Annotated in this window: 21 protein-coding genes and 2 pseudogenes; 13 read left to right on the top strand and 10 right to left on the bottom strand. The window is 68.9% G+C overall.

From position 1 onward, the window contains the following. Window positions 1–86: 86 nt before the first annotated feature. Entirely contained in the window at window positions 87–299 is a 213-nt protein-coding gene (locus ACFYU0_RS31520) for a hypothetical protein (RefSeq protein WP_351668424.1), read from the top strand. 398 nt (window positions 300–697) lie between these two features. Here ACFYU0_RS31520 and ACFYU0_RS31515 read toward each other — a convergent pair whose 3' ends face one another. Beyond that, window positions 698–1,228 carry a GNAT family N-acetyltransferase gene (locus ACFYU0_RS31515; protein WP_389305576.1) on the bottom strand — a complete coding sequence of 177 codons (531 nt, stop codon included), beginning with the start codon at window positions 1,226–1,228 and terminating at the stop codon, window positions 698–700. A gap of 191 nt (window positions 1,229–1,419) precedes the next feature. Further along, entirely contained in the window at window positions 1,420–2,148 is a 729-nt protein-coding gene (locus ACFYU0_RS31510; RefSeq protein WP_351668428.1) for a TetR/AcrR family transcriptional regulator, read from the bottom strand. 87 nt (window positions 2,149–2,235) lie between these two features. Between ACFYU0_RS31510 and ACFYU0_RS31505 the strand changes: the two genes are divergently transcribed. Further along, window positions 2,236–3,096 (top strand): SDR family oxidoreductase, encoded by an 861-nt coding sequence (locus tag ACFYU0_RS31505; RefSeq protein ID WP_351668430.1) that lies wholly within the window; start codon window positions 2,236–2,238, stop codon window positions 3,094–3,096. A gap of 221 nt (window positions 3,097–3,317) precedes the next feature. On the opposite strand, the gene ACFYU0_RS31500 is transcribed toward ACFYU0_RS31505, so the two are convergent. Continuing rightward, window positions 3,318–4,256 (bottom strand): hypothetical protein, encoded by a 939-nt coding sequence (locus ACFYU0_RS31500; RefSeq protein WP_389305573.1) that lies wholly within the window; start codon window positions 4,254–4,256, stop codon window positions 3,318–3,320. A gap of 217 nt (window positions 4,257–4,473) precedes the next feature. Here ACFYU0_RS31500 and ACFYU0_RS31495 point away from each other — a divergent pair, with 217 nt between their 5' ends. The 5 genes from ACFYU0_RS31495 to ACFYU0_RS31475 all read left to right on the top strand — a co-directional run bounded on the left by ACFYU0_RS31495 (window position 4,474) and on the right by ACFYU0_RS31475 (window position 8,889). After that, the gene (locus ACFYU0_RS31495) at window positions 4,474–5,472 is read left to right on the top strand and encodes a winged helix-turn-helix domain-containing protein (protein WP_351668434.1); all 999 of its coding nucleotides are present in this window, start codon (window positions 4,474–4,476) and stop codon (window positions 5,470–5,472) included. Between the two features lie 253 nt (window positions 5,473–5,725). Continuing rightward, a complete protein-coding gene (locus ACFYU0_RS31490; protein WP_351668436.1) occupies window positions 5,726–6,361 on the top strand; it encodes a hypothetical protein in 636 nt (211 codons plus the stop codon). Window positions 6,362–6,434: 73 nt separating this feature from the next. Then, the gene (locus ACFYU0_RS31485) at window positions 6,435–6,875 is read left to right on the top strand and encodes a hypothetical protein (RefSeq protein WP_389305571.1); all 441 of its coding nucleotides are present in this window, start codon (window positions 6,435–6,437) and stop codon (window positions 6,873–6,875) included. 695 nt (window positions 6,876–7,570) lie between these two features. Then, window positions 7,571–8,014 carry a hypothetical protein gene (locus ACFYU0_RS31480; RefSeq protein ID WP_389305569.1) on the top strand — a complete coding sequence of 148 codons (444 nt, stop codon included), beginning with the start codon at window positions 7,571–7,573 and terminating at the stop codon, window positions 8,012–8,014. Window positions 8,015–8,229: 215 nt separating this feature from the next. After that, entirely contained in the window at window positions 8,230–8,889 is a 660-nt protein-coding gene (locus ACFYU0_RS31475; protein ID WP_389305567.1) for an MSMEG_1061 family FMN-dependent PPOX-type flavoprotein, read from the top strand. Window positions 8,890–9,160: 271 nt separating this feature from the next. Here the strand turns inward: ACFYU0_RS31475 and ACFYU0_RS31470 are convergent. Then, window positions 9,161–9,363: pseudogene (locus ACFYU0_RS31470) on the bottom strand (alcohol dehydrogenase catalytic domain-containing protein); the annotation flags it as partial. 69 nt (window positions 9,364–9,432) lie between these two features. Between ACFYU0_RS31470 and istA the strand changes: the two are divergent. Then, window positions 9,433–10,678: pseudogene (istA, locus tag ACFYU0_RS31465) on the top strand (IS21 family transposase). Between the two features lie 113 nt (window positions 10,679–10,791). Beyond that, on the top strand, window positions 10,792–11,493 hold the full coding sequence (gene istB / locus ACFYU0_RS31460; RefSeq protein ID WP_389305653.1) for an IS21-like element helper ATPase IstB: 702 nt from the start codon (window positions 10,792–10,794) through the stop codon (window positions 11,491–11,493). A 4-nt stretch (window positions 11,494–11,497) separates the two neighbouring features. Here istB and ACFYU0_RS31455 read toward each other — a convergent pair whose 3' ends face one another. The 3 genes from ACFYU0_RS31455 to ACFYU0_RS31445 all read right to left on the bottom strand — a co-directional run bounded on the left by ACFYU0_RS31455 (window position 11,498) and on the right by ACFYU0_RS31445 (window position 14,704). Next, entirely contained in the window at window positions 11,498–11,935 is a 438-nt protein-coding gene (locus tag ACFYU0_RS31455; RefSeq protein ID WP_389305565.1) for a hypothetical protein, read from the bottom strand. Between the two features lie 663 nt (window positions 11,936–12,598). Next, entirely contained in the window at window positions 12,599–13,258 is a 660-nt protein-coding gene (locus tag ACFYU0_RS31450; RefSeq protein WP_389305564.1) for a formylglycine-generating enzyme family protein, read from the bottom strand. Window positions 13,259–14,017: 759 nt separating this feature from the next. Next, window positions 14,018–14,704 (bottom strand): SDR family oxidoreductase, encoded by a 687-nt coding sequence (locus tag ACFYU0_RS31445; protein ID WP_389305562.1) that lies wholly within the window; start codon window positions 14,702–14,704, stop codon window positions 14,018–14,020. Window positions 14,705–14,825: 121 nt separating this feature from the next. Here ACFYU0_RS31445 and ACFYU0_RS31440 point away from each other — a divergent pair, with 121 nt between their 5' ends. After that, the gene (locus ACFYU0_RS31440) at window positions 14,826–15,386 is read left to right on the top strand and encodes a TetR/AcrR family transcriptional regulator (RefSeq protein WP_389305560.1); all 561 of its coding nucleotides are present in this window, start codon (window positions 14,826–14,828) and stop codon (window positions 15,384–15,386) included. Window positions 15,387–15,931: 545 nt separating this feature from the next. Here the strand turns inward: ACFYU0_RS31440 and ACFYU0_RS31435 are convergent. Continuing rightward, entirely contained in the window at window positions 15,932–16,657 is a 726-nt protein-coding gene (locus ACFYU0_RS31435; RefSeq protein ID WP_351668447.1) for a peptidylprolyl isomerase, read from the bottom strand. Between the two features lie 291 nt (window positions 16,658–16,948). After that, entirely contained in the window at window positions 16,949–18,118 is a 1,170-nt protein-coding gene (locus ACFYU0_RS31430) for a hypothetical protein (RefSeq protein ID WP_389305558.1), read from the bottom strand. 194 nt (window positions 18,119–18,312) lie between these two features. On the opposite strand from ACFYU0_RS31430, the gene ACFYU0_RS31425 reads away from it, so the two are divergent. Further along, a complete protein-coding gene (locus ACFYU0_RS31425) occupies window positions 18,313–19,032 on the top strand; it encodes a YoaK family protein (RefSeq protein ID WP_389305556.1) in 720 nt (239 codons plus the stop codon). 166 nt (window positions 19,033–19,198) lie between these two features. After that, complete coding sequence (locus ACFYU0_RS31420) at window positions 19,199–19,438, top strand: hypothetical protein (protein WP_389305554.1); 240 nt, start codon at window positions 19,199–19,201, stop codon at window positions 19,436–19,438. Between the two features lie 282 nt (window positions 19,439–19,720). Here ACFYU0_RS31420 and ACFYU0_RS31415 read toward each other — a convergent pair whose 3' ends face one another. Next, entirely contained in the window at window positions 19,721–21,433 is a 1,713-nt protein-coding gene (locus ACFYU0_RS31415) for an MFS transporter (RefSeq protein ID WP_389305552.1), read from the bottom strand. A gap of 246 nt (window positions 21,434–21,679) precedes the next feature. Between ACFYU0_RS31415 and ACFYU0_RS31410 the strand changes: the two genes are divergently transcribed. Beyond that, window positions 21,680–22,471 carry a TetR/AcrR family transcriptional regulator gene (locus ACFYU0_RS31410; protein ID WP_389305550.1) on the top strand — a complete coding sequence of 264 codons (792 nt, stop codon included), beginning with the start codon at window positions 21,680–21,682 and terminating at the stop codon, window positions 22,469–22,471. The last annotated feature ends 18 nt before the right edge of the window (window positions 22,472–22,489 follow it).

The following is a 22,489-nucleotide window of genomic DNA, read 5'->3' as shown; positions in this document are numbered from 1 at the left end:
AACCGGACAACACCGCCCCACACCACACCCGGGCACACCCCACCGGAACCCACACCCCACACCCCACGACGAAAGGAACCCCACCCATGAACACCAACCAGCTCCACACCCAAACCGCCGAACTCCTCCCCGCCCGCGAAGCACTCGGCAAGTTCTCCTTCAACCTCACCAAACTGACCACCATCACCAAGAAAACCGCCCACATCAACGCCCACAACGAATCCACCGCACTCAACCAGTGCTCCCCCTACGCCACCGCACAATCCGAAACCACCCAAACCATCAACATCCACCAGTAACACCCCCACCCCCGACACCCACTCCCGACAACCAAAACCCAAGACACAAACCAGAATTGACCGAGACCGATGCCGGGGCCGGGTGAGGCTGAAGCCACGCCGGGGCAGCCCGGACCGGGATTCAGGGCCGACGTAAGGCCCGGACCGGGGCCGGGGCCGACCCGCAACGACCCCGTACCAGGACCAACCCTGAAACCACAACCAAAGCCAGGACCGAGGCCAAGACCAAGGCCGAGACAGGGACCAACGCCGAGCCCGGGCCGCACCCGAACCAGGACCGGCACACAAACCAAGACAGGGGCCGAGGCAGGGGCCCGGACCGGCATAGGCGCCGGGGCCGAAACCAACAAACGCACCCAACCCCGGCCCCACCCCCCGCATCCGCGATCTCCAGGGCATCAGGGCCTCAGCAGTCCGCCCACCCACCAGTCGTGCGGCTTGCCGTCGTTGGCGATGCCCCGATTGCGCAGTGTGCCTTCGAGGGTGAAGCCGAGCTTCTCGGCGACGGCACGAGAGCCGGTGTTCCCGGCCATGGCCCACCACTCGATGCGGTGGACGTCGAGCGTGGCCCAGCCCCAGTCGCATAGGGCCCGAGCGGCCTCCACGGAGTACCCGTGGCCGCGCTGTTCCTTGACGGCCCAGTAACCGAGCTCCCAGACGCCGCGGCTGACGAGGGTCAGGCAGTACGAGCCGACCAGGGCGCCGGTGTCCTTGCGGAACGCGCCGAGGGTGTAGTCCCTGTCCTCGGCCCACTGAGCGGGCAGCTTCTCGCCGACGAGTTTCTCCGCGTCCGTACGCCGGTAAGGCACCGGCACGGGTGTGTAGTACTGGATGTCCTCGTCCTGGCAGGCTTCGTACACCGCATCCACGTCGGCAGGCGTGAAGGCCCGCAGCACCAGCCGGTCGGTCTCAAGAGTCACCGCATCCATTGCGGCAGTATGAGCACCGCCGGCAAGCAGCGACCAGCGAATATCTCGATCATGCACCGCTCCTACAGCACCGCGAGCCGGTCAACGGCCGTACCGACAGCCCAGATCGACTCTCACCGAGACGGGCCTACGCCCTCAGACGCCATTCGCCGGACCGAGGCATAGCCTGCACGTGTACTCCTGACGCCCGATCAGACACGCGGAGCGCCACGGTCCGCCGCAAGGCGAGTGAGCCACTCGCGCAGCAGGTGTTGCTCGGCGTCGCTCAGGACGTCGGCGCCGTCGTGGAGAGCGGCGCGCAGCGCGCGGGCCGCTGCGGCTGGGCCGGTCTCCGCGGCGGGAACCACCGGTTCGGCGCGGGTGATGGCGGCGACCATGGCCTCGCGGAGGGCGGTCAGCAGCGCCGGATCGCGGCGGTCCGCCGGCGTGGAGTGCCAGGTGGTGACCGCGCCTCGGCCGGTTGCCTGGATTATCTGCGCGGCTAGGTCCTCGTCGACCCGCAGCCATCCCCCGGCTGCCAGTCGGCGCACCCGGCCGTGGAGGATTTCCAGGCCCGCGCGGTGCGCCATGTCCGCACCTCTGCCGGTGGCCCTGTCCATCACTGCGAACAGCTCGGGGCGGGAGATCCCGAACTCCACCACCGTGTCCCAGCCCCGGCGCAGATCCTCCACCGCGTCCTGTGGTTCGGGATCGAGCTGCGCGCGCTTGCTCTCGAGGAACTGCGCGTAGCCGTGCTCCGCCACGGCCTCAAGGAGCCCTTCTTTGTCGCCGAAGAGGCGGTAGATCGCCGGCGGTTGCATCCCGGCCGCGGCGGCGACCGCCCGGGTACTCACCGCGTCCGGGCCGCCCTTCTCCAGGAGCCCGACGGCCGCCTCGACGATGCGGCGACGAGGGCTTTCGGTGGCGTCACGCGTAGTCACGGATCGATGATACCGCGCAGTTGATTCCAGCGATATTCCAGTGTTAACGTTGAAATGATTCCACTGGAAACAGCGTCGGGAGAACTCATGATCATCGTGACCGGAGCCACCGGAAAGCTCGGCCGCCGCACCGTCGAACGCCTCCTGGAGCGCGTCCCGGCCAACCGCATCGGCGTCAGCGTCCGCGACCCCCGCAAGGCTCGGGACCTCGCCCACCGCGGCGTCCGTGTCCGGCAGGGCAGCTTCGACGACGCTGCCTCGCTCGTCCATGCTTTCGAGGGAGCGGAGCAGCTGCTCCTCATCTCGCTCGACCGCACCGGTGAGGAGTGCGTCACCGGCCACCGCACCGCCATCGACGCTGCCGTGAAGGCCGGCGTCGGCCGCATCCTCTACACCAGCCAGATGGGCGCCGCCCACGACTCCCGCTTCCAGGCATGCCGCGACCACGCTCGAACCGAGGATCTGCTGCGCGCCACCGGCTTGCCATGGACCGCGCTACGCAACGGCTTCTACGCGGCCAGCGCCCTGCAGTTCCTGGAGTCCGCCCGCCACACTGGTGACATCGCCCTGCCCGCCGACGGCCCTGTCGCCTGGACCGGCCACGCCGACCTCGCCGATGCCACCGCGGCGATCCTCACCGAGGAGGGCCGCTTCGAAGGGCCCACTCCGCCGCTCACCGGCCCGGCGGCTCTCGACTTCGGCACCGTCGCCGAGATCGCGTCGCAGGCCACCGGACGGCCCTTCACCCGCACCGTCGTCCCCGACGACGCCTTCCGCGAGCAGGCTTTGACCCACGGCGCCCCGGCGGCGATCGCGGACCTGATGCTGAGCATCTTCACAGCGGCGCGCAACGGCGAGTTCACCGCCGTCGACCCGACGCTCGCCGAGCTGATCGGGCGAGAGCCTGCCGCCTTCGGCACCCTGCTCGAACGAGCCTGGGCCGAATAGGCGCAGAGCGACGCGCAGAAGCCGTTGCCCCACTAGGACGCATCCGGTCAACGCACCGTAGGCGGCCCACCGCCTTGCACAGCGCTGACGCCCTCCATGCCGACAGCGCGTGCCCGAGCCTCATGTAGTCGTACGTACCCCTGAAAGGACGATGCTGCGCGATCCGTGCGTCCGGTTTCATGCCGGCCGCGGCGCCGCTCCTCCTTCCCGGACGGCGTCGGCTACCGGCAGGTGGGGTCGGAGAGGGCCGAGACGGTGTAGGGCGGATGCCCCGGCGGCTGATCAAGCTGACTGTTGACCACGTAGAGGCGGCAGCCGTGACGAGCCAGGGTGGTCGGCAGGTCGAACCGGTCACCGGTGACCTGATACTCCACCCTCCCGGTGCGGAGATCCTCACTCAGCTGGGCGATGTACACCCCAGCCGGCGCACCGTAGTTGAGCACCGCATACAGATGGCGGCCGTGCAGCAGCATGCCGTCCGCCCCGAACGACGACCCGCCGAGCTGCACCTCCTCGACGTCCTTCGTATCGGCATCCACACGCCACACCGCCTCCGTGCCATTGGAGGCCACGAGCAGAGTCCTGCCGGTGCGGTCAGCCGTTATGCCGTTGAGCAGCCAGTACTGTGCCGGAAACCCCGGAGCAGCGCTGCGGATGTCGACCCAGGGGCGCAGCGGGCCCAGGTGACCGGCGCGCAGTACAGCTCGGTGGATCACGGGATTGGCCCAGTCGGTGACATACACGGCGTCTTTGGTGATGACGAGATCGTTGAGGTTCGCGGCTCCTAGGGGACCGTCCTCGGCCTTGCGGCGGGCTACCAGTCGGCCCGCTCGGTCGTGCACCGTGAGGCTCGAGCCGCCCACGGAGAAGACGCGGTGGCGGGCATCGGTGTGCACCCCGAGCGCGCTCGGACGATCGGTGATGCCCTCAGCGGCGAAAGGCCGCAGCTCGGCGTCACCGATGCGTCCCGTGAACAGCCGGCCGGTGCCTTTGGAGGTCACATACATGGTCCCGTCCCGCTCCACCGCGATCCCCTCCGGCAGGATGCCGGGATCTCGCGAGACGACGTAGACATCGGGCAGTTCCCGAGCGCCTGCGGGAACTGCCTGGCCGGCCACTGCGAGCAGCACCGAAGCCCCCAGACAGAGCAGCCGTGTCATGACGCGCATCCATCCACCTCCCCAACAATGTCCAGCATGATCTGCTGGAGCAATCGCCCCCGGCGCGGCCAGACCCACGGTTGCCTCGGTCGATCAGGCCGCGGGCCACCAGGCTGCGCCAATCCGGCATGCCGCCGCGACGTTCCATGCCATGATTCGAACAGGTTCGAAGGGACGGGGCGCAAATGCCAACGGGATGGGACGGCCGGGAGGTTCGTTGATCGAGCTCACCGTGGACGCCGCAGGGCTCGCCCGTTCCCGCTTCGCCATCTCACCGTTGCACGAGGTCGTCGCGACACTGCTGCCCTGGGGCACTCGCCCGGCCCCCGATGCCGACCCGTGGGTCGCCCGCGCCAGACGCGTGCTGCGCCGGGCCCGGCTGCCCTTGCTCTCCGAACTCGCCCTGGACACAGGCGGGTACATCCCCGACTTCCTCAGCCCGCATCCCGTCCAGCCCTCCCCCAGCGTCGAGGAGGAACTGCAGCGGGTCCGCCGTACCCCGCCCGAGCGTGTCCTGGGCGAACTGCAAGCACTGCGGGATGGGCGGCCGTGCAACGGCCTCGCCGGCTCCGAGCTGCCCCCCGGAGTGCGGCGGGCCATGGCACGGGGCGGTGCACACGTCGCCCGGCAGGCCGCGGACGAGCTACGGCGCTACTGGGAGCTGGCCTTCGCCCCGCACTGGGACGCCGCCAAGAACGCCCTCGACGCAGAAGTCGACCGTTGCGCCGGCGTGCTGGCTCGGCACGGCGCGGCCACACTCTTCAACTCCTTGCACCCTCAGATCCGATGGGCCGACGGCACGCTGCACGTCGAAAGCCGGTACCAGATCTCACTGCCCGTGCCACAGGTCATCGTCGTACCTTCCCTCGTCGCGCCTCAACCAGCCGTGGCCGTGGACCCCACACGTGACGGCAGCAGACCCCCGATGGTCATCCACCCCGTCCGCGACAAGGCCATCACCGACGCCATCACCCCAACAGCGCCCACCACCCAAACAGCCCAACTACTCGGCCCCACCCGCGCAGCGCTCCTCACCGCGCTCACACAACCAGCCACCACAGCCCAACTCGCAGCACGCCACTACCTCAGCCCCGCCACCGTCTCCTACCACCTCGGCGTGCTCCACCGAGCGGGCCTCGTCACCCGTACCCGAACCGGCCGAACAGTCCTCTACCGCCAAACACCCAACGCGATACGGCTCGCAGGAAGCCAATGAGCGCGACCAAGTCATTCTGAGATGGCCGTTGTCCAGCGTCACGACCGTCGCCCAGCAGCGTTCGAGTCGGCGAACCCGCCCGACTCCTACTGGGTGCGCCGGGGCGGCTGCTCCGAGAATCCGCCGTTTTGGCTCAGGCCCGCAGGGGCGCGGGGCAGTCGGTCTGATATCACAGCACAGCAACAAGATTCACTGGACAACCACATGTGGTTTAGCGTGTTCCGCCTGTACTAGCACCACCATGGGGGGATCCATGCGTTTCCACATCATCAGTGCTGTCCTGCTCTGCGCAGTGAGCGCGGGCGCCGTTGCCTGTCAGCCGACGGACACAGCCAAGCCGAGCGGCAGCGCCCCGCCGGCCAAAAGCACAAGCGCCGAGCCGACGAAGGATGACAAGCCGGCCAGAGAGTCCAAGTCCGTGCCGAACTTTGTCGGCATGGGCCTTCAGTCGGCCCAGGACACCGCCCAGGAGCAGGGGTTCTACCTCCTCAAGAGCCACGACTCGCTGGGCCGGGCTCGTATGCAGGTCTTCGACCGGGACTGGAAGGTCTGTTCGCAGAGCGTCAGGGCCGGGAAAGTCGCGGCCACAACGACGGTGCTCGACTTCGGCGCGGTCAAACTCGCTGAAACCTGCCCGGCCCACGATGAGGCCGCGCCCTCTACGGTCGGCGGGACGATGCCGAACTTCCACGGCAAAAGCGTGAAGGCCGCTCGGCAGGCTCTCGACAGCGGCACGTCGATCACTGTGACTGACGCGACGGGCGCAAGCCGGTGGGTGCTGATGGAGTCGAACTGGCAGGTGTGCACGCAGAAGCCGGCCGCGGGGGTGAAGCTGAACGGGCAGCCGGTCAGCCTGGACGCGGTCAAGTTCGGGGAGGACTGCCCGTAGGGACAGCGAAACGCCCCTTCCCAGGGAGGGGGCGTTGTCCTTGCGCAAGGTTCGACCTGAAGGGGCTCGGAACATGGGTTACGACCTGCAGGCAGTGATCGCTGACCGGGAGGCGCTACGCAGCATGGTGCGGCACCTGCCTACGGCTCGGCTGGCGTCGATCGGACAGGGCCTTGCCCTGATGCCTATGACAGACGTCCTGTTCGATTCCGTCGCGGACGGCAGCGGCAGGGATGCGTTGGGGTTCTGGCGGTTGCCCGGAGGCTTCGAGAACACCCTCGCTGACTGGTCGGTCGGCGGACCGGTGGCCTACGTGGAAGTCGATTACTTCGGCGGTGCGGGCGAGCAGCGGGCTGCCGTGTGGGACGGCGGCACTGTCGTGCTGGGACCGCTTCACGTGCCAGCGGGCCAGCTCCGCGTAGGTGCACTGCGCGGTCGTGCGGGAACGGCGGCGAGCAGGCTCATGGTGTGGGGTCGCAGTCGTGGAGCACACGCGTCTGCGGGGGGCCGATGACGTGCAGGCCTCGACCGGCAGTCCAACGAGCCGGTAGTTCTGCGAGTGCGGTCAGGTCCATGCAAGTCCATGCACTCGCAGCATCCGACCAGCTGCGGTGACGCGCCAAAAAGGTTTGTCACGAGATCGGGCGTCGACGATCATCGCCTCATGACGACCAGAAAGGGCCATGCCGTCTAGGCGCCCCGCTCCCCTCTCCAGTGCTCGCGCCTCGCCGTCCGCTGCTCACCGCAGAGCCCGATGGCCGTGACCACCCACCCAGGAGAGCCGCCCGTGCAGAAGGCCACCCTCGTTCCCTACGCCCACCTCCCCCGAGCGCACCACGACCGCCACGTCCTGACCAGTACCGTCGACATCTTCGGCGCCGCCCACTGGCTGCTTGCCGAACGTGCTCCGCAGCCCGGCGGCGATGTCCTGCCCTTCGACGCCCAAGTCGTCTCCGTCCATCCGGGCGGCGACATCGAAGTCACCGAGTTGAGCGCCGTAGGGGCCCGCTGGCCGCGCTTGGACCGCCTGCCGGACGGCGGGTTCGTCGTCGCCGCGGCTCGCGCCCGCCGGTTGAAGGACGCGAACCGGTCCAGGTCTTCGACGCGCTCGGCCGTGAGACCTCATCCTTCTCCATCGGTGATGCCATCGAGCACCTGCTGGTCGATGAGGCCGGCCATGTATGGGTCGGGCACTTCGACGAGAACCCGGTGGGGATCCGCCGCTGGGACGCCACCGGTCGACTTGCCTGGACGTCGGACGGCGCCCGTATTCCCGGTCTCTTCGACTGCTACGCCCTGAACGTGTCGGGCACCGCCGCCTGGGCGTGCCCATACACGGACTTCCCGCTCGTCGAGATACGCCCCGACCGCCCCGATAAGCCCGTGACGGTGTGGGCGAACCGCGTGCGGGGCGCCGATGCGGTGGCCGTTCACGGAAATCGGGTCGCCTTCTACGGCGGCTACGGCAAGGAGCGGAATCGGCTCGCCCACGGAGAGCTAACCGACACCTGCGTCGAGCCGACGGATGTCGGGCTGCTCGCCCTGCCCGATGGCCCTGCCTCCGGCCGCCGACGGGTCGTCAGCCGAGGAAGCAGGATCTACATACAGGCCGAGCCGTTCACCGCCTGGAGCGTGTTCGACCTCAGCACCTGATGGCGGTCTGACGGCCCCCGGCGCCGATCGGGGGCCATCGCGCGAACGCCGCGCACAAGCCGTCAGCCTCCCGCCCCCGGGCTCGGCTCTACGCCCTGACCCTCTTCCTGGGGCCTGTGCTGCGCTTCCTCGGTGCGGATGTTTCTGTGGCCGGGCCCTACTCACCGACTCACCGTACGAGCCCAACAGCAGGCCGCCCCATTAGGGTCAGACGCATGACGACACCCCTTGCCAGCAGTGCCTTCGACTCGCTCCGTCTCGACGCCGTGCCCGACCAGGAGGCGCTGCGGCGGGTCTACGCACTGCCCAGCGACGCGGCCGTGCGCAAGCAGATGACCGAACTCACCGAACAGACACGGCAGCTGATTGGATGCTCATCGCTGCTCTTCATAGCCAGCGCTGACGCCGAGGGCAACTGCGACGTCTCCCCGCGCGGCGGACCCGCGGGATTCGTCAGTGTCCTGGACGAACGGACCGTGGCGATACCGGACGCGACCGGCAACAAGCGTCTGGACACCCTGCAGAACGTCATCGCCACCGGACGGGCCGGGCTGCTGTTCGTCATCCCGGGACGCACCACGACGCTCCGGGTGAATGGCCGGGCCTGCGTCTCCACCCGCCCGGAGCTGTTGTCGCAGCTGACCGCCGTGGGCAAGCCGCCGGCCAGCGCGCTGGTGGTCGGGATCGAGGAGGTCTATCCGCACTGCCCCAAGTCGCTGCTGCGCAGCGGGGCCTGGAAGCCGGAGCAGTGGCTGCCGGCGGACACCCAGCCGACCTCGGCCGAGGTGACGCTCGCCCAGCTGCGGATGCCGGAGCTGACGATCGCCGACATCGAACAGGCGGAGGCCGATTCACTGAAGTACCGGTACGAGTAACGGGCCGAACGGCAATTGCTGAATCACCGGGCTGCCTGCCCCCGGACCCCCCCCGGACGCATCGCGGAGCATGCGGTCAGTGGGCGCGTGCGGCGATGGAGTAGCGAAAGCCGTCGCCTTCAGGTCGCCAAGTCGCTGTTCTGCCCTAGCAGCCACTCGGCCGTCATGCGCGGCTCCCTATCTGTTCCAGGGCGCGCCACATGTCGGCGATCGGCTCCTCCCGGGAACCGTCCACGACCGCCGGGTAATGGTGGTCAGCCTCACCGATGCCGGCGTACCGAGCGTAGGAGCCGGTGTCGGACCAGCCCAGTACCTCGTCCCCCACCTTCAGGTGGTTGACGTCATCGCCGGCGGCGTCGACCACTCCGGCGAACTCCCCGCCGGGTACGGGAGCAGCGTGGTGGGGAAGATGGCCTCCATGACGCCGGAGCGGATGTTGCCGTCCACGGGGTTGACGCCGACAGCGTGTACACGTGTTGACGCTTCCTGAAAACTGACCCCTGAGCAGTCCGGGAAGCTTGACCCCCTCCGGACTCTTGGAGGGTGCTGAAAGTGGAGGACTGGGCAGAGATACGCCGTCTGCATCGCGCGGAGGGTGTGCCCATCAAGGAGATCGCTCGGCGGCTTGGGGTGGCTCGGAACACGGTGCGGGCCGCCTTGAACTCGGACCGGCCGCCGAAGTACGAACGTGAGCCCCGCGGCCAGGTCGCGGACGCTTACGAGCCGCAGATGCGGGCCCTGCTGCAGGAAGGGCCGAGGATGCCGGCGCCGGTGATAGCCGAGCGGATCGGCTGGCCGTACTCGCTGCCGCCGCTGCGCAAGCGCCTCGCGGTGATCCGCCCGGAGTACGTGGGCATCGACCCGGTCGACCGGGTCGTCTACGAGCCCGGCCAGGTCGCCCAGTGCGATCTGTGGTTCCCGGAGACGAAGGTCCGGGTCGGGGCGTCAGCAACGGATCCTGCCGGTGCTATGACGCTGGGGTTCCCGCTTCATGTCCGCGGTGATGATCCCGTCCCGGCAGGCGGGCGACATCCTGTCGGGCATGTGGTCCCTGATCCACGGCATCGGCCGCGTCACGAAGACGCTGGTCTGGGACCGGGAGGCCGCGATCGGCGGGACCGGGAAGGTCACCGCCCCAGCGTCGGCCTTCGCCGGGACACTGGCCACTCGGATCCAGCTGGCCCCACCACGGGATCCTGAGTTCAAGGGACTGGTCGAGCGCAACAACCAGTACCTGGAGACCTCGTTCCTGCCCGGACGGCAATTCGCCTCGCCCGCTGACTTCAACGAGCAGCTGTCCGACTGGCTCGTCCGCGCGAACGAACGGACGGTCCGGTCGATCCAGGGCCGCCCGGTTGACCTGCTGGAGACCGACTACCTGGCGATGGTGCCGTTGCCGCCCGTCGTCCCGCCGATCGGGCTGAGCCACCGGATCCGGCTCGGTCGGGACTACTACCTCCGCGTCGACATCGTCGACTACTCGGTCGACCCGCAGGTCATCGGCCGGTTCGTCGACGTCAGCGTCTCCCTGGAGACCGTGACCGTGTTCTGCGACGGCAAGGTTGTCGCCCGACACGAGCGGTCATGGGCGAAACAGCACGTCATCACCGACCCGGTCCACGCGACCACCGCCGCGAGGATGCGCGAGGCCCTCGCGCTGGACCGCCAACGACGCCAGACCGCGATCCGTCACCACAGCGACGGGCACGCCGTCGCGCTTCGGGCCTTGCCCGACTACGACGCCCTCTTCGGCGTCGACTTCAACCCACCCACCACGAATGCGGAGTGATACATGGCCACGACCACCAAACCGCCTAATGCGGCGAGCAACCCGAAGGATGGCATGCCGTCCATGCTGGCCTTCCTCACGAGGGTGCTGAAGATGCCCACCATCGGCGCCTTCTGGGAGGAGCTCGCAGACCAGGCCCGCGACCAGAACTGGTCCACGAGGAGTATCTGGCCGCCCTGCTGCAGCGGCAGGTCGCCGACCGGGAGAGCAAAGGCACTACGATGCGGATCCGCACTGCCCACTTCCCGCAGGTCAAGACGCTAGAGGACTTCAACCTCGACCACCTGCCGTCACTCCGCCGCGACGTCCTCGCCCACCGGGCCACAGGGACGTTCGTCGCGGAGGCGGAGAACGTGATCCTGCTCGGGCCGCCCGGGATCGGGAAGACGCACCTGGCCATCGGGCTCAGCGTCAAGGCAGCCCATGCCGGCTACTCGGTTCTGTTCGACACCGCCAGCAACTGGATCTCCCGCCTCGCCGAGGCCCATCACTCCGGCCGCCTGGAGGCCGAACTGAAGAAGATCCGCCGCTACAAGTTGATCATTATCGACGACGTGGGCTACATCCCGTTCGACCAGGACGCCGCGAACCTGTTCTTCCAGCTCATCGCGTCGCGTTACGAACAGGGCTCGGTGATGGTGACCTCGAACCTGCCCTTCGGACGCTGGGGAGAGACCTTCTCCGACGATGTCGTCGCGGCCGCGATGATCGACCGCCTGGTGCACCACGCCGAGGTCCTCACCCTCACCGGCGACTCCTACCGCACCCGGGCCCGACGCGAGCTGCTGGCCAAAGACCGGGCCGGACGGGAGTGAGCCTTCACAACGTCCACCAGCAATAAAGCCGCAGGTCAGCGGCGCGAGCACGCTTGGCCAGGCCGACCAGTGCCTCCACGACCACTGTCGCCGTCGCGGCATCGAGTCCGCGCAGGCCGCCGGTCGCAGACCAGGCCTCGGCCACGGTCATCAGGTGGTCCCCGGAGACGGAGACCAAGACGTCGAAGAGCGTGTCCGACACGGTCAGCACGAACGGACTGTCAACGTTCTCGGACGACAGCAACTGTCCCACCCTCGGGCGCTTGCTTGCCTCTTCATAGCTGCAGCCCGTCATGACAGCTTCGAGCTGGGCGACGGCATCAACCGGATCGATGTCCTTGAGGAAGATCACGTCCAGCCCAGCGCGGGCCGGGCCGCCGGCCTCGATCACGGCAACAGCGGACTCATCATCGGCGGCAGAGAAGTAGTCGGCGTCTGGCACACCACGGATTCTGGCACCTGCCACCGACGGTCAACGCCTGCGAGGACCGGACCGGGTCGTCACGCAACGGGGGGGTCAATTTCCGGAGACTGCCCGAGGGTCACTTTTCGCGAAGCGTTGACAACACGCACTCTCCGGCACGGGTACGCGGATCAACTGGTGCGGGGACGCGGCCGCACGGTGGATGGACCTGCGCATACACAGGTCGGTCCATCACCTTGTCGGCGTGCCGAGGACCACCGTGGCGGCCTGCAACGTCCCGAAGCCGAGGACGTTTCCAGAGCCTCCGGGCACGCTCAGGTGCGCGGGGCAGCAGCCAGGCACGGCCTCCGAGAAGGGCGCATCGGCCGGCCTCGGATGAAGGCGCACCGCTCAGAGGCCGTCATGGTTGCTGCAGCGGCGGTGGCAGACGAGGCGGCGGGCGATGCGGCAGACGAACGAGCCCTCCGCCGCTGGGTTCGTCGCGGCGGCGGTCGCGTCGCTCGCCCGGCGCGCGGGAATCGACGTGGAGATGCCCGAACCGAGGCTCGGCCAGGTGTGTGGTGGCGTCCAGCGCGACGTGCGGATTCCCGGCACTCCCCTAACCGCTCGAGCCACCGCCGTCGCCTCTTGCGCACCGCCTCCTGAGACGACCTCTTAACTGATCGAGTCGAAATGAGGCGGTTACGGCTGAGGCAATGGTGTGCAGCGCACGATGCGAAATCCCACGTCGTCGATCCGGAAGGTCGGGTGGCTCCGCCGCCGCACCGACGCGCGGCAGCTCCAGTGCTCGTCGGCCCATCCGCCACCGCGGAGCACCCGGTAGGCCCCGTACACCTCGGCGTCGTAGACGTCCCAGCACCAGTCCCACACGTTGCCCAGCATGTCGTACAGGCCCCACGCATTGGGCTGCTTGCCGCCGACAGGGTGGATCCGCCCATCAGAATTGCCCTGGTACCAGGCGACCTCGTCGAGCTGTCCATACCGCGGGCCAGTAGTGCCCGCACGACAGGCGTGCTCCCATTCGGCCTCGGTCGGCAACCGATACCCGTCTGCCGAGGTGTCCCATTCGGCCGTCTCGGCGTCGACGCACAGACGATACGCGGGCGTCAGCCCTTCACGCCGGGACAAGGCGTTACAGAACTCGACCGCGTCCCACCACGAAACACCCTCTACCGGCAGTCGCTCGCCCGGGGCGCTGCTCGGCCGCCGGCCGGTGATTCGTGCGTACCAGGCCTGCGTAACCGGGAACGCCGACATCCGGAACGGCGAGACCTCGACCGGCCAACTACTCTGCGTCCGCCGGTCCGACAGCGTCACCTGCCCCGACGGGACCGCTACCATTTCGTTTCCAGCCCTCGCGTGCACAACGGGCCACCCTACCGGCGTCCGCCCAAAGCACTGTCGATCTCTCCGAACGGCGGTGGAGCGCAGTCGGCTTCCGGCACAGTGGAGGCACTTCCGGTCCGCGCAGTGGTGCCCGAAGAAGTGCTTGGAAACACCCCAGTGGCGCTCGCGACCGTCAGTCGTGACCGGCGACTGGCCGCGCTGAAGTGGTTCACCGAGATGGACCGGAAGGTCGGGTCCGTCGCGGACCGGACGGTGTGACCAGTCGTTCGACGGTCCCGGGTCCTCCTGGGAACGAGGCGTGCGCGGCCGACGGGCGTTGGCCTCGGTAGCCACAGTGCGTCACCGAGGCCCGCGGTGGTGCCTACGGCGAAGGGCCGAGGGCTCGGCGGGACGGGAGGCGGGGCTGCCCGTCCGGCCGGACCGGGGCCTCCGGCGTGCGGCCGGGTTCGCGCGGTTCCCGCCCGTACCGGGCCGCGGCCGCACGGCCGTCATGCGTGGTCTCACCGTTAGACACCGGGCGGTGGTCGTGCAGAGCAGAGATTCCTCCCCCTCTCCCGGCCGCCCCGTGTCTCGGCCGCAGACGCGCACACAGCTCCGGTGACGAGCCTTCCGGAACGCGCGCCCGCACAGGGGGCTCTGCCCGCCCCGGGCCAAGACCTCCCCCACCGCGGCCACCTGTCCGTGCATCGCTGCTCCGCCGTGACTTTCCTGACCTGGGTGGACAGCTCCCCGCCTTGTTCGGCGTCGTGCGCCTCAGGCCGCGTTCGGCGATGTGGCAAGGCTCCGCTTCACGTACCGGGTGGTCTCATCGGCGAGGATTTCGGGCAGGCCCGCCTCGATGCCGGACAGGGCCTGGGCGGCAACCTCGGCGGGGTCGACCTTCTGGCCGGTGGGGATGCCTGCGGCCATGTCGGTGTCCATGTACCCGACATACAGCCCCGAGACGGCGATGCCTCGGGGCGCCAGTTCCTCCCGGGCCGCGTCGGTCAGCGCCCAGGCGGCGGCTTTCGCCGCGGCGTAGGAGCCGAGGCCGGCGGGGTGCAGCCAGGACAGCACCGACAGCACGTTGAGCACGGCACCACCGCCGTTGCTCTCGACGACCGGGGCGAAGGCCCGGGTCACGGCGAGCGGCCCGAAGAAGTTCGTGTCCATCTCCAGACGCACCTCGCTCGGGCTGCCCGCGATCAGCGGAGCTCCGGTGGAGATTCCGGCGTTGTTCACCAGCAGCGTCGCGTCGGACGCGGTGCGGGCCGCGGCGCGGATCGACTCCTCGTCCGTCACGTCGAGCCGCAGCGGAGTGACTCCAGGCAGGTCCACCGTCTCGGGACGTCGAGCCGCCGCGTACACAGTCGCTCCGCGTTCCATGAGCTGGGCGGCCAGGTGTCGCCCAAGCCCCCGGTTGGCGCCGGTGACCACCGCGACCGCGTTCTTCAGTTCCATACCCGCTCCCGGCGTTGCGGCCGTCGGCGAGCAGCCGACGGCGTTTGCATTAGATTACTGCCATCATCTAAACACGGGTCTAGAATAGATGCCAGTCGACATCCGATCAGGGAGGTGGCCGATGGGCCGCGTATCGCGGGCGCAGGCCGAGGAGAACCGTCGGCGGGTCGTGGAAACCGCCTCCCGCCTGTTCCGGGAACAGGGGACGCACGCCAGCCTCACCGACATCATGAAGGCGGCCGGACTGACCCACGGCGGCTTCTACAAGCAGTTCGCCTCCAAAGAGGCGCTCGTCAACGAAGCCACCGCTCACGCCTTCGGCGAACTCGCCCGGCACCACGAAAACGGACTGGAGCAGCACGGCGGGCAGCGCGCGGCCGCTCAGCAGGCACTGATCGACACCTACCTCTCCCCCGAACACCGCGACAACCCGGCGGACGGGTGTGCGGTCGCCGCGCTCGTCACCGACATGGCGCGCGAAGTCGAAGACCAAGAGGCCCGCCGGATCTATACCGAAGGCGTGGGCGATTTCGCCGAGTGGCTCGCCACCGAGGATGAGGACGGCATCACCCGGCTGTGCACCATGCTCGGCGCACTTGTCCTGGCCCGAGCCACCAACGGGTCGCCGCTCTCCGAAAGGATCCTCACCACAGCGCGCGCGGCACTGTCAGCATCCGGTTGATCCGTGCCGCGCTGCCGGGCAGCTCGCCGAGGGACACTCTTCGCCGCGTCGCCGACAGCGCGGGCGGCCCCTCCCCCGGTCCCCCACGCACGACCGGATGGCGTGGCAAAGTGCACCCCGCCTGATTCAGGCCTGCGGGGCGTCGGTCTCACGATTGCTCACCCAGCGGAGCCGCCTGGAGTCCCCGCATGGTCGCCGCTGCGGTGACGAGAGTGAGGTGGGAGCACATGTCAGCTCCAACCGACTGTGGACCGTAGCGGCCACTCGTGCGGCACCCGGCCCGGAGAGGGGCCGGAGGAGGTATGGCGGAGGGGACCAGGATTTGAAGCTGCGTGGAGCGCGACAGGGCCCGACCGTGAGGCGAGCTCGCTCGTCCCCGACCAAAGACGCAGGGGCGCGATCCGGGCCCGGAAGTGGTTTTGTGATCGCCGCATCCTCGGCGACCCGTTGCCTACTTCGACGACGCCACGGTCATCGCCGGGGCTGGCGTCACCGTGGCGCGGCCGAGACGTATAGCTGGACCGCCCTGGCCGCGCCACAATTCGTCAGGGCCGGCAGTACGGCCGGACGCTGAGCAGCTCGGTCCGCAGCACGGGCGTGCCGTCGACGGGGTTCGGATCCTCCGCACTAGGTTCAATACCACCGGCAGCGATCTTGTCGAGCGTTTTCAGGCCGGTGGCACCGACGGTGCCGAACACCGTGTAGTTCGGCCGCAGCGCGGAATCGCCGTAGACGACGAAGAACTGCGAACCGTTCGTGTTCGGCCCGGCGTTGGCCATCGCCAGCAGGCCGCGCCCGTACAGGCGACGGACGCCGGTCGGATCGCTCGGTGCCGGCGGCAGGTCCACCGGCAGCTCGTCCTTGTACTTGTACCCGGGCCCACCTTCGCCGGTGCCGGTCGGATCGCCGCACTGCAGAACCTTCAGCGTCGGATACGCCGTCAGCCGATGGCACACCGTACGGTCGTAGAACCGGTGCTGCGCCAGATGCACGAAGCTCTGGGCCGTGCACGGCGCCTTCGCCCGGTCCAGGCGCAGCGGGAGGGGGCCTTGGCTGGTCCGGACAGCCACATCGACCGTGCCGTGACTGGGAGTGCGTCGCGGATCGCGCGGCAGGGGAACCGGCCGCGCCGCCGGCTCGTCCGGGGTCTGGGTGTACTGGCAAGGACCGTGCGTGGTTCGCGGAGGGGCATCGGAGGCGGAGGCGGTGGTGCTGCCCCCGGCCGCGACTAAGGCTGCCGCCGCCAATACGGTCATGAGAGCTCGGTTCATCCTGCACACCCTCCAGAAGATCGCCAGATTTCGGAGCGGTCGCAGTCTAGGCTGCGGGCTTGCGGGCGAGAACCCGCCCGCAAGCCACATCCGCCTCCCGGACCTCGGCCCCGCGGCAGCCGGCCACGTCGCTCCGGATGCGGCACAGCGCGAGTCGGTCGATCAGCGCGTCCACCCGGTGCACGACGGGCGAGCGGCTCCTGGTGCACGCAGAAACTCCCGGCGGATGCTGCCACGCGCAGGGTGCTGCCGCAGCGGCGCGAGGACATCATCGGCGCCCGCGAAACAGCCTCAGTCAGCGGACGGTTCGAGCATTGGCTCGAAGGCCGACTCGTCGTCCTCGGAAACGCTCGGGAGGAATCCGTCGGGGACGGTGCGGGCGGCGGTGATGAGCAGGCGGTCCAGGACTTCGCGATCGGTGGCCGGGGGAAGTCGCAGTGCGGCGAGGAGTCGGTCGCGGACGGCGGGATGGCCCGGGTGGTCGTCGAGGTAGTCGGCGTTGAGGGTCGGGGGCCGGAAACCGGCCAGGGCGTCGTGCCAGGCCGGTAGGACGATGACGAGGGTCAGGGCCTCGGCGAGAGACTCAGCAATGAGGGACGCCCGGCCCTCGGAGTCGGTGTAGAGGACGGGACGGGGACCGTCGGGGACGGCCGGGCCGCAGAGGTAGTGGGTGCCGCCCGCGTTGCAGCCTGCGATGGGCTCCACCGGGAGAGCGTTCGGCAGGGTTATCGATGCGATCGGGTCGGTGCGGGCGAGGTCGAACTCGCCGTCACAGGAGAGGAAGGAGGCTACTTCGGGGTGCGCGGAGATCCGTTGGAGTAGTGCGCTGTCCGAAAAGGCGGCCGGATTGAGGGCCCTGGCGACCGCGGGGGTGAGGGGGTGCCCGGCGAGGACGTGGCGGACGGCGTCGAGGGGCACGGGGCGTTCGTAGTAGTCCTCGAACCATGCCTGAACGGTCTCCGGCGAGCGGTTGGTGAGGAGGTGGAAGAGGAAGCCGGAGCCGTCCGGGTCTTCGTTGCCTGCGGGGAAGGCGATGGCCGAGCCGGTGCGCCAGACGGTGTCGTCGGTCGTCTGCCACAGGCAGGCGGTGACCCGAGGGGCATCGATGCCCTCGTCGTGGAAGGCGGGCTCGTCCAGGAGCGGGCGCAGCTCCGCGGGCACCTCGTCTATGACACCGGGCCAGACCTGTTCGTCGTCCGTGCCGTAGGGACTCATCTCCGACTCGTGGTCGAAGCCGCGTATCAGTACGCCGGCCGGGGTGAATAGGACGGCGAAGTCGTCTCCGGAGCCGTTATCCATCAGGGCCGCCTCCACGCCAGGGCCCCAGGTGGCGTCGAAGGTGTACTGGCAGAACTGCGGATCCTCACCGATCGCCATGTCCAGGGCGGCCAGGGCACGCAGATGGGCACGCAGTCGGACGGGATCAGGGAGGAGGGCGGCGCTCTCGTGCACAGTACTCATGCCGCCATGAAAGCAGCCGCCTCTGACAATCCGACACGGACGCCCGGACCGCGTCGCCGCAGCAGGGGCAGGGACAGGGACATCGAGACGAGACGAGCATCGCCGTCGGTCAGATCGACCTCTGCGTGCGGCTTTGTACGCGGGGCAGGTGTCGACCGCGGGCCGTGCAGGTCGCGTCGTGCATGCTGTGCTGCATGGCTACGATCCATCGCCGTCCCGACACGCTGATCGTCGGGACGCTTCTGGCGGTAGTCGGCGGGTTCTTGGACGCGTACACGTTCGTCCGGCACCACGTGTTCGCGAATCTGCAGTCGGGCAATGTGCTGCTGTTCTGCGTCGAGGTCACCGGCCGGCACTGGCACAGGGCGGTCTTGCTGCTCATCCCGGTCGTGGCTTTCAGCACCGGCGTGCTGCTGGTGGAGGTCCTCGGCCTGTCACGAGTGCAGCGGTATGTCGGCCGACCGCTGCGGCTTGTCGTCACACTGCAGATCGTCCTGCTGGCGCTGATCGCGGCACTGCCCGACAGCGTGCCCGAACAAGTCACGACGGTGACGGTGTCGTTCGTGGCGGCGTTGCAGTTCTCGACCTTCACCACACTCCGCGACGCCCCGTACACGACGCTGGCGGAGAGCGGCAATCTACAGAAGGGCATCGCCGCCACGCACCGGTGGCTGGCGGCTGGAGAACCGGCGGCTGCCCGGCGTGCAGGCCGGTACGCCGTGATCATCGGGTCGTTCGCGGCCGGCGCGATGACGGGCGCGGTGATGACCCGTCTGGTCGGCGCACCTGCGGTCGGCATGGCCGCCGGTCTGCTTACGGGCGTTCTCGCGCTGCTGATCCGGCAGACGCGGCAATTGCAGCGCGGGGAGGCGAGCACGGGGTCACCGCCACCGAGCCCACCGACCGCTCACTGATCCTCCATCGCGCGAACCACGACCTGGGCCGACGTACCGTTCAGCGGCGTAGGGCTGCCGTTCGTGCTCGTGTGTCGGTCCCAAGCCCGTGAACGGGGCACATCGCCGGCCAAGGCCCGGCGACCTTCGAAGTTCTCGATGACACCGGAAACTCGACGCGCTCCTGATGCCCGTCGGCGGCAGCGACACCGCGGCCAAGGCGCTGCGCCCCTGCACCCGCGTGATCGACCTGAAGCCCGGGGAGGGCGACGAGACCGAGCTCCCGCCGGCCAGTGGTGCGCGCGTCACGTATCGCGTGCCAGGCCGCCACGGCCAGCAGGTCGAAGCCGAGGGGCGACCGGCGTCGCTCACCGATTTCCCAGTGGGGCAGTGGATCGCCGACGCCAAGCGCTCCACCATCCGCTGAAACTGGAGCTGGCCCCTGCCGCCCGGGCGGCGGGGTTCACAGCAGAGTCGAAGGTGAGCAACGAGGGGCGAGCACCTGTGGCCGCCTCCCCCGTCGAGGGCTGCACCAGCCACACGTGCGATGCGCCGACGCGTTCCGCCCGCTCCCGGCCACGTGTGCGTCCCCACCCGCGCGCACAGTACGCGCGCTTCATCGGGATCGGGACGCCCAGGCACACCCCTGAGGAGGAGATGCCCGGTCGTCCCGTCCACGGTGCGACCGGCGGTCGGTGGCCAGCCGGTGTCAGTGTCCGCTGGACTCCTCGGGGCGCGCCTGGCGCGGCAGGAGGAAGGAGAGGAGGAAGGTCAGCGCGAGCATGCCGTCGACGATCCACAGCACCGTTTTCATGACCGACCCGAAACCGCCCTTGAAGGCCGAGGTCGCGGTGGCCTGCAGGGCCGCGGGTATCCGGGCACCGGCCTCGGGCGAGGTCACTGCGGACCGCGTGTCCTTCTCCAGACGCGCGCAGGAGGCCGGGGTGGCTGCGGGGTCCTTGGCCACGGCGCGGTCCGAGGCGCACTGGCGCAGGTCCGCCACGACACGATCCTGTGCGGCAGGCGCGACGTGGGCGGCGGCCAACTGCTCGCGCAGACCGTCCGAGCGGTGGTCGACGGCGGTGGCTATCCCGCCGCCCAAAAGGCCAAAGAACACGGTGCCGAGGATGGCCACGCCGAAGGCGCCTCCGAGCTGCTGCATCGCGGTCATCGTGCCGGACGCCGACCCCGTCTCGTGCTGTTCGACGCTGGCCAGCACGATGTCGAAGAACGGAGCCATGAGCAGGCCCATGCCGATGCCGGTGACGAGCAGGGACGGCAGCAGCTGCCAGGGCCCTACGCCGCTGCCCACCATGTCGAGGGTCAGCCACACACCGAAAACGCCGGCCGCCATGACGACGGTGCCCGCTTGAAGGACGGCACGTCCGAACCGTGCGACACCCTGGGCGATCCCGAACCCGACAATCATGCCGCCGGACCAGGGCACCATGACCAGACCTGCCTTGAGCGGCGAATAGCCGAGGCCTATCTGGGTGTAGAGGTTGAAGACCAGCATGAAGCCCTGCATGGTCGAGAAGAACACCAGTCCGAGGACCATCCCGCCACTGAACCCGCGCTTGCGGAAGAGGCTCGGGACGACCAGCGGGTCAAGGCCGGCGCTGCTGCGGCGCGACTCGTACCTGGCGAAGACCGCGAAGACGACGACGGAGGCGCCCATCATCGCGAAGGCCCACAGAGGCCAGTCGTACTCGCGGCCCTGGACCAGCGGAAAGATGATGAGCAGCGCGGCAAGCGATACGAGGAGCATGCCGGGGATGTCGAGGCGGGGCTTGCTCTCGGAGCGGCCTCGGGGCAGGTAGCGCACCGCGCCGAGGAAGGCCGCGGCGCCCAGCGGGAGGTTGATCAGGAAGATCATCCGCCAGCCGGTGCCGAAGTAGTCGGCGTCCACGAGCCAGCCCGCCAGGATCGGCCCGCACACCGCGGACAGTCCCATGACCGGACCGAACATGCCGAAGGCCTTCTGCGACTCCTTGGGCGGGAACATCTCCTTGATCATGCCGAGGCCCTGGGGCAGCATCACCGCGCCGAACAGGCCCTGCACGACGCGGGCGCCTATCAGCATCTCGGGCGACATGGACACCGCGCACAGCAGCGAGCCCACGGTGAAACCGGCGGCGCCCACAAGGAACATCGTGCGGCGTCCGTGGATGTCCCCGAGCCGGCCTCCGGTGACGAGCCCGACGGCCATCGACAGCGTGTACGCGGCGGCGAGCCACTGCAGGGTGGAGGCACCGCCGCCGAGATCGGCGCGCATGGAGGGACCCGCGATGTTCGTGACGACGGCGTCGAGGAGGTCCATCACCTCCGCCGCGAGGATCACGAAGAGAGCAGCCCAGCGCCACCGGTAGGGCGCGGGCGAGTCGGTGAGCGTCTCCGTGGACGCGACACCGGTGGTGGACATCGAGACTCCTCGCGAGGCGGTGCGCACTGCGGAGACGGTCCGCGAGGCGCGCAGGAACGGATGGACGGACCTAATGAACAGTGTTCACCGTAGCAGAACAGTGCTCGACGGGAGAACGCTGTTCATTAAGATATAGCGCAATCCGACGGCCCCGCACAAGATATATCGCGTCTTGGTGTGGAGGGGTTCAGACGTCGTCACTCACCGGCAGAGAACACTGTTCTCTCGTGTGCCTAGACTGGTCGCATGACAGACGCGGCAGCCGACAGCTCGACCACCCCACCGCCGTCTCCTTGGGAGCGCGAGCGCCCCGCCCGTGCTCACGCCGCTCCCACGCGCACACCGCTGTCCCGCGACCGCGTTGTCGAGGCGGCCTTCACCGTGCTGGATCGCCAGGGACTTGACGGACTGTCGATGCGTCAGGTGGCCGCCGAACTGGGTGTGACCGTCTCCGCCCTCTACGCTCACGTCAACTCCAAGGACGACCTCCTGGAGCTGATGTACGCACGTCTCTTCGACGGCTTCGAGATGCCCGCAGCAGATCCGGACCGGTGGCAGGAGCAGTTGCTGGACTACGCGCGGGCCGGCAGGCAGCGCCTGCTGTCCCATCGGGACATGGCCCGGATCTCCATGGCCCACGTCCCCTTCACCGCCGAACTGCTCCCGCATGTGGAGGGGTTGCTGGCCATATTCCGCACGGCGGGCCTGCCCGACCGCATCGCGGCGGAGGCGGGCGACCTCATCTCCACGTACATCGACGGATTCGTCCTGGAGGAGGGCATGTGGCAGGACCGCGCCGCCCAGCAGAGCGGTGACGCCTCTTCCCTGGCCCGTCCCGACTGGCGTGAGATGGCCGACGAGATGCAGAACTACTTTGCGGCCCTGCCCGAGGCCGACTTCCCGCACCTGCGCGCCCTGTCCGGACTCATGGTGACGGACTCTTCCGACGAGCGGTTCGACATCGGCCTGCAGATCATCCTGCGAGGCCTGGCGAGCTATCTACCGGACCGGACGAACCACGCGCACCCAGAGGACTAACCGTCTCCGCAGCCTCAG

Source organism: Streptomyces sp. NPDC003720, assembly GCF_042875075.1.
Lineage (GTDB): Bacteria > Actinomycetota > Actinomycetes > Streptomycetales > Streptomycetaceae > Streptomyces.
This window is presented reverse-complemented; position numbering and strand designations above follow the sequence as displayed.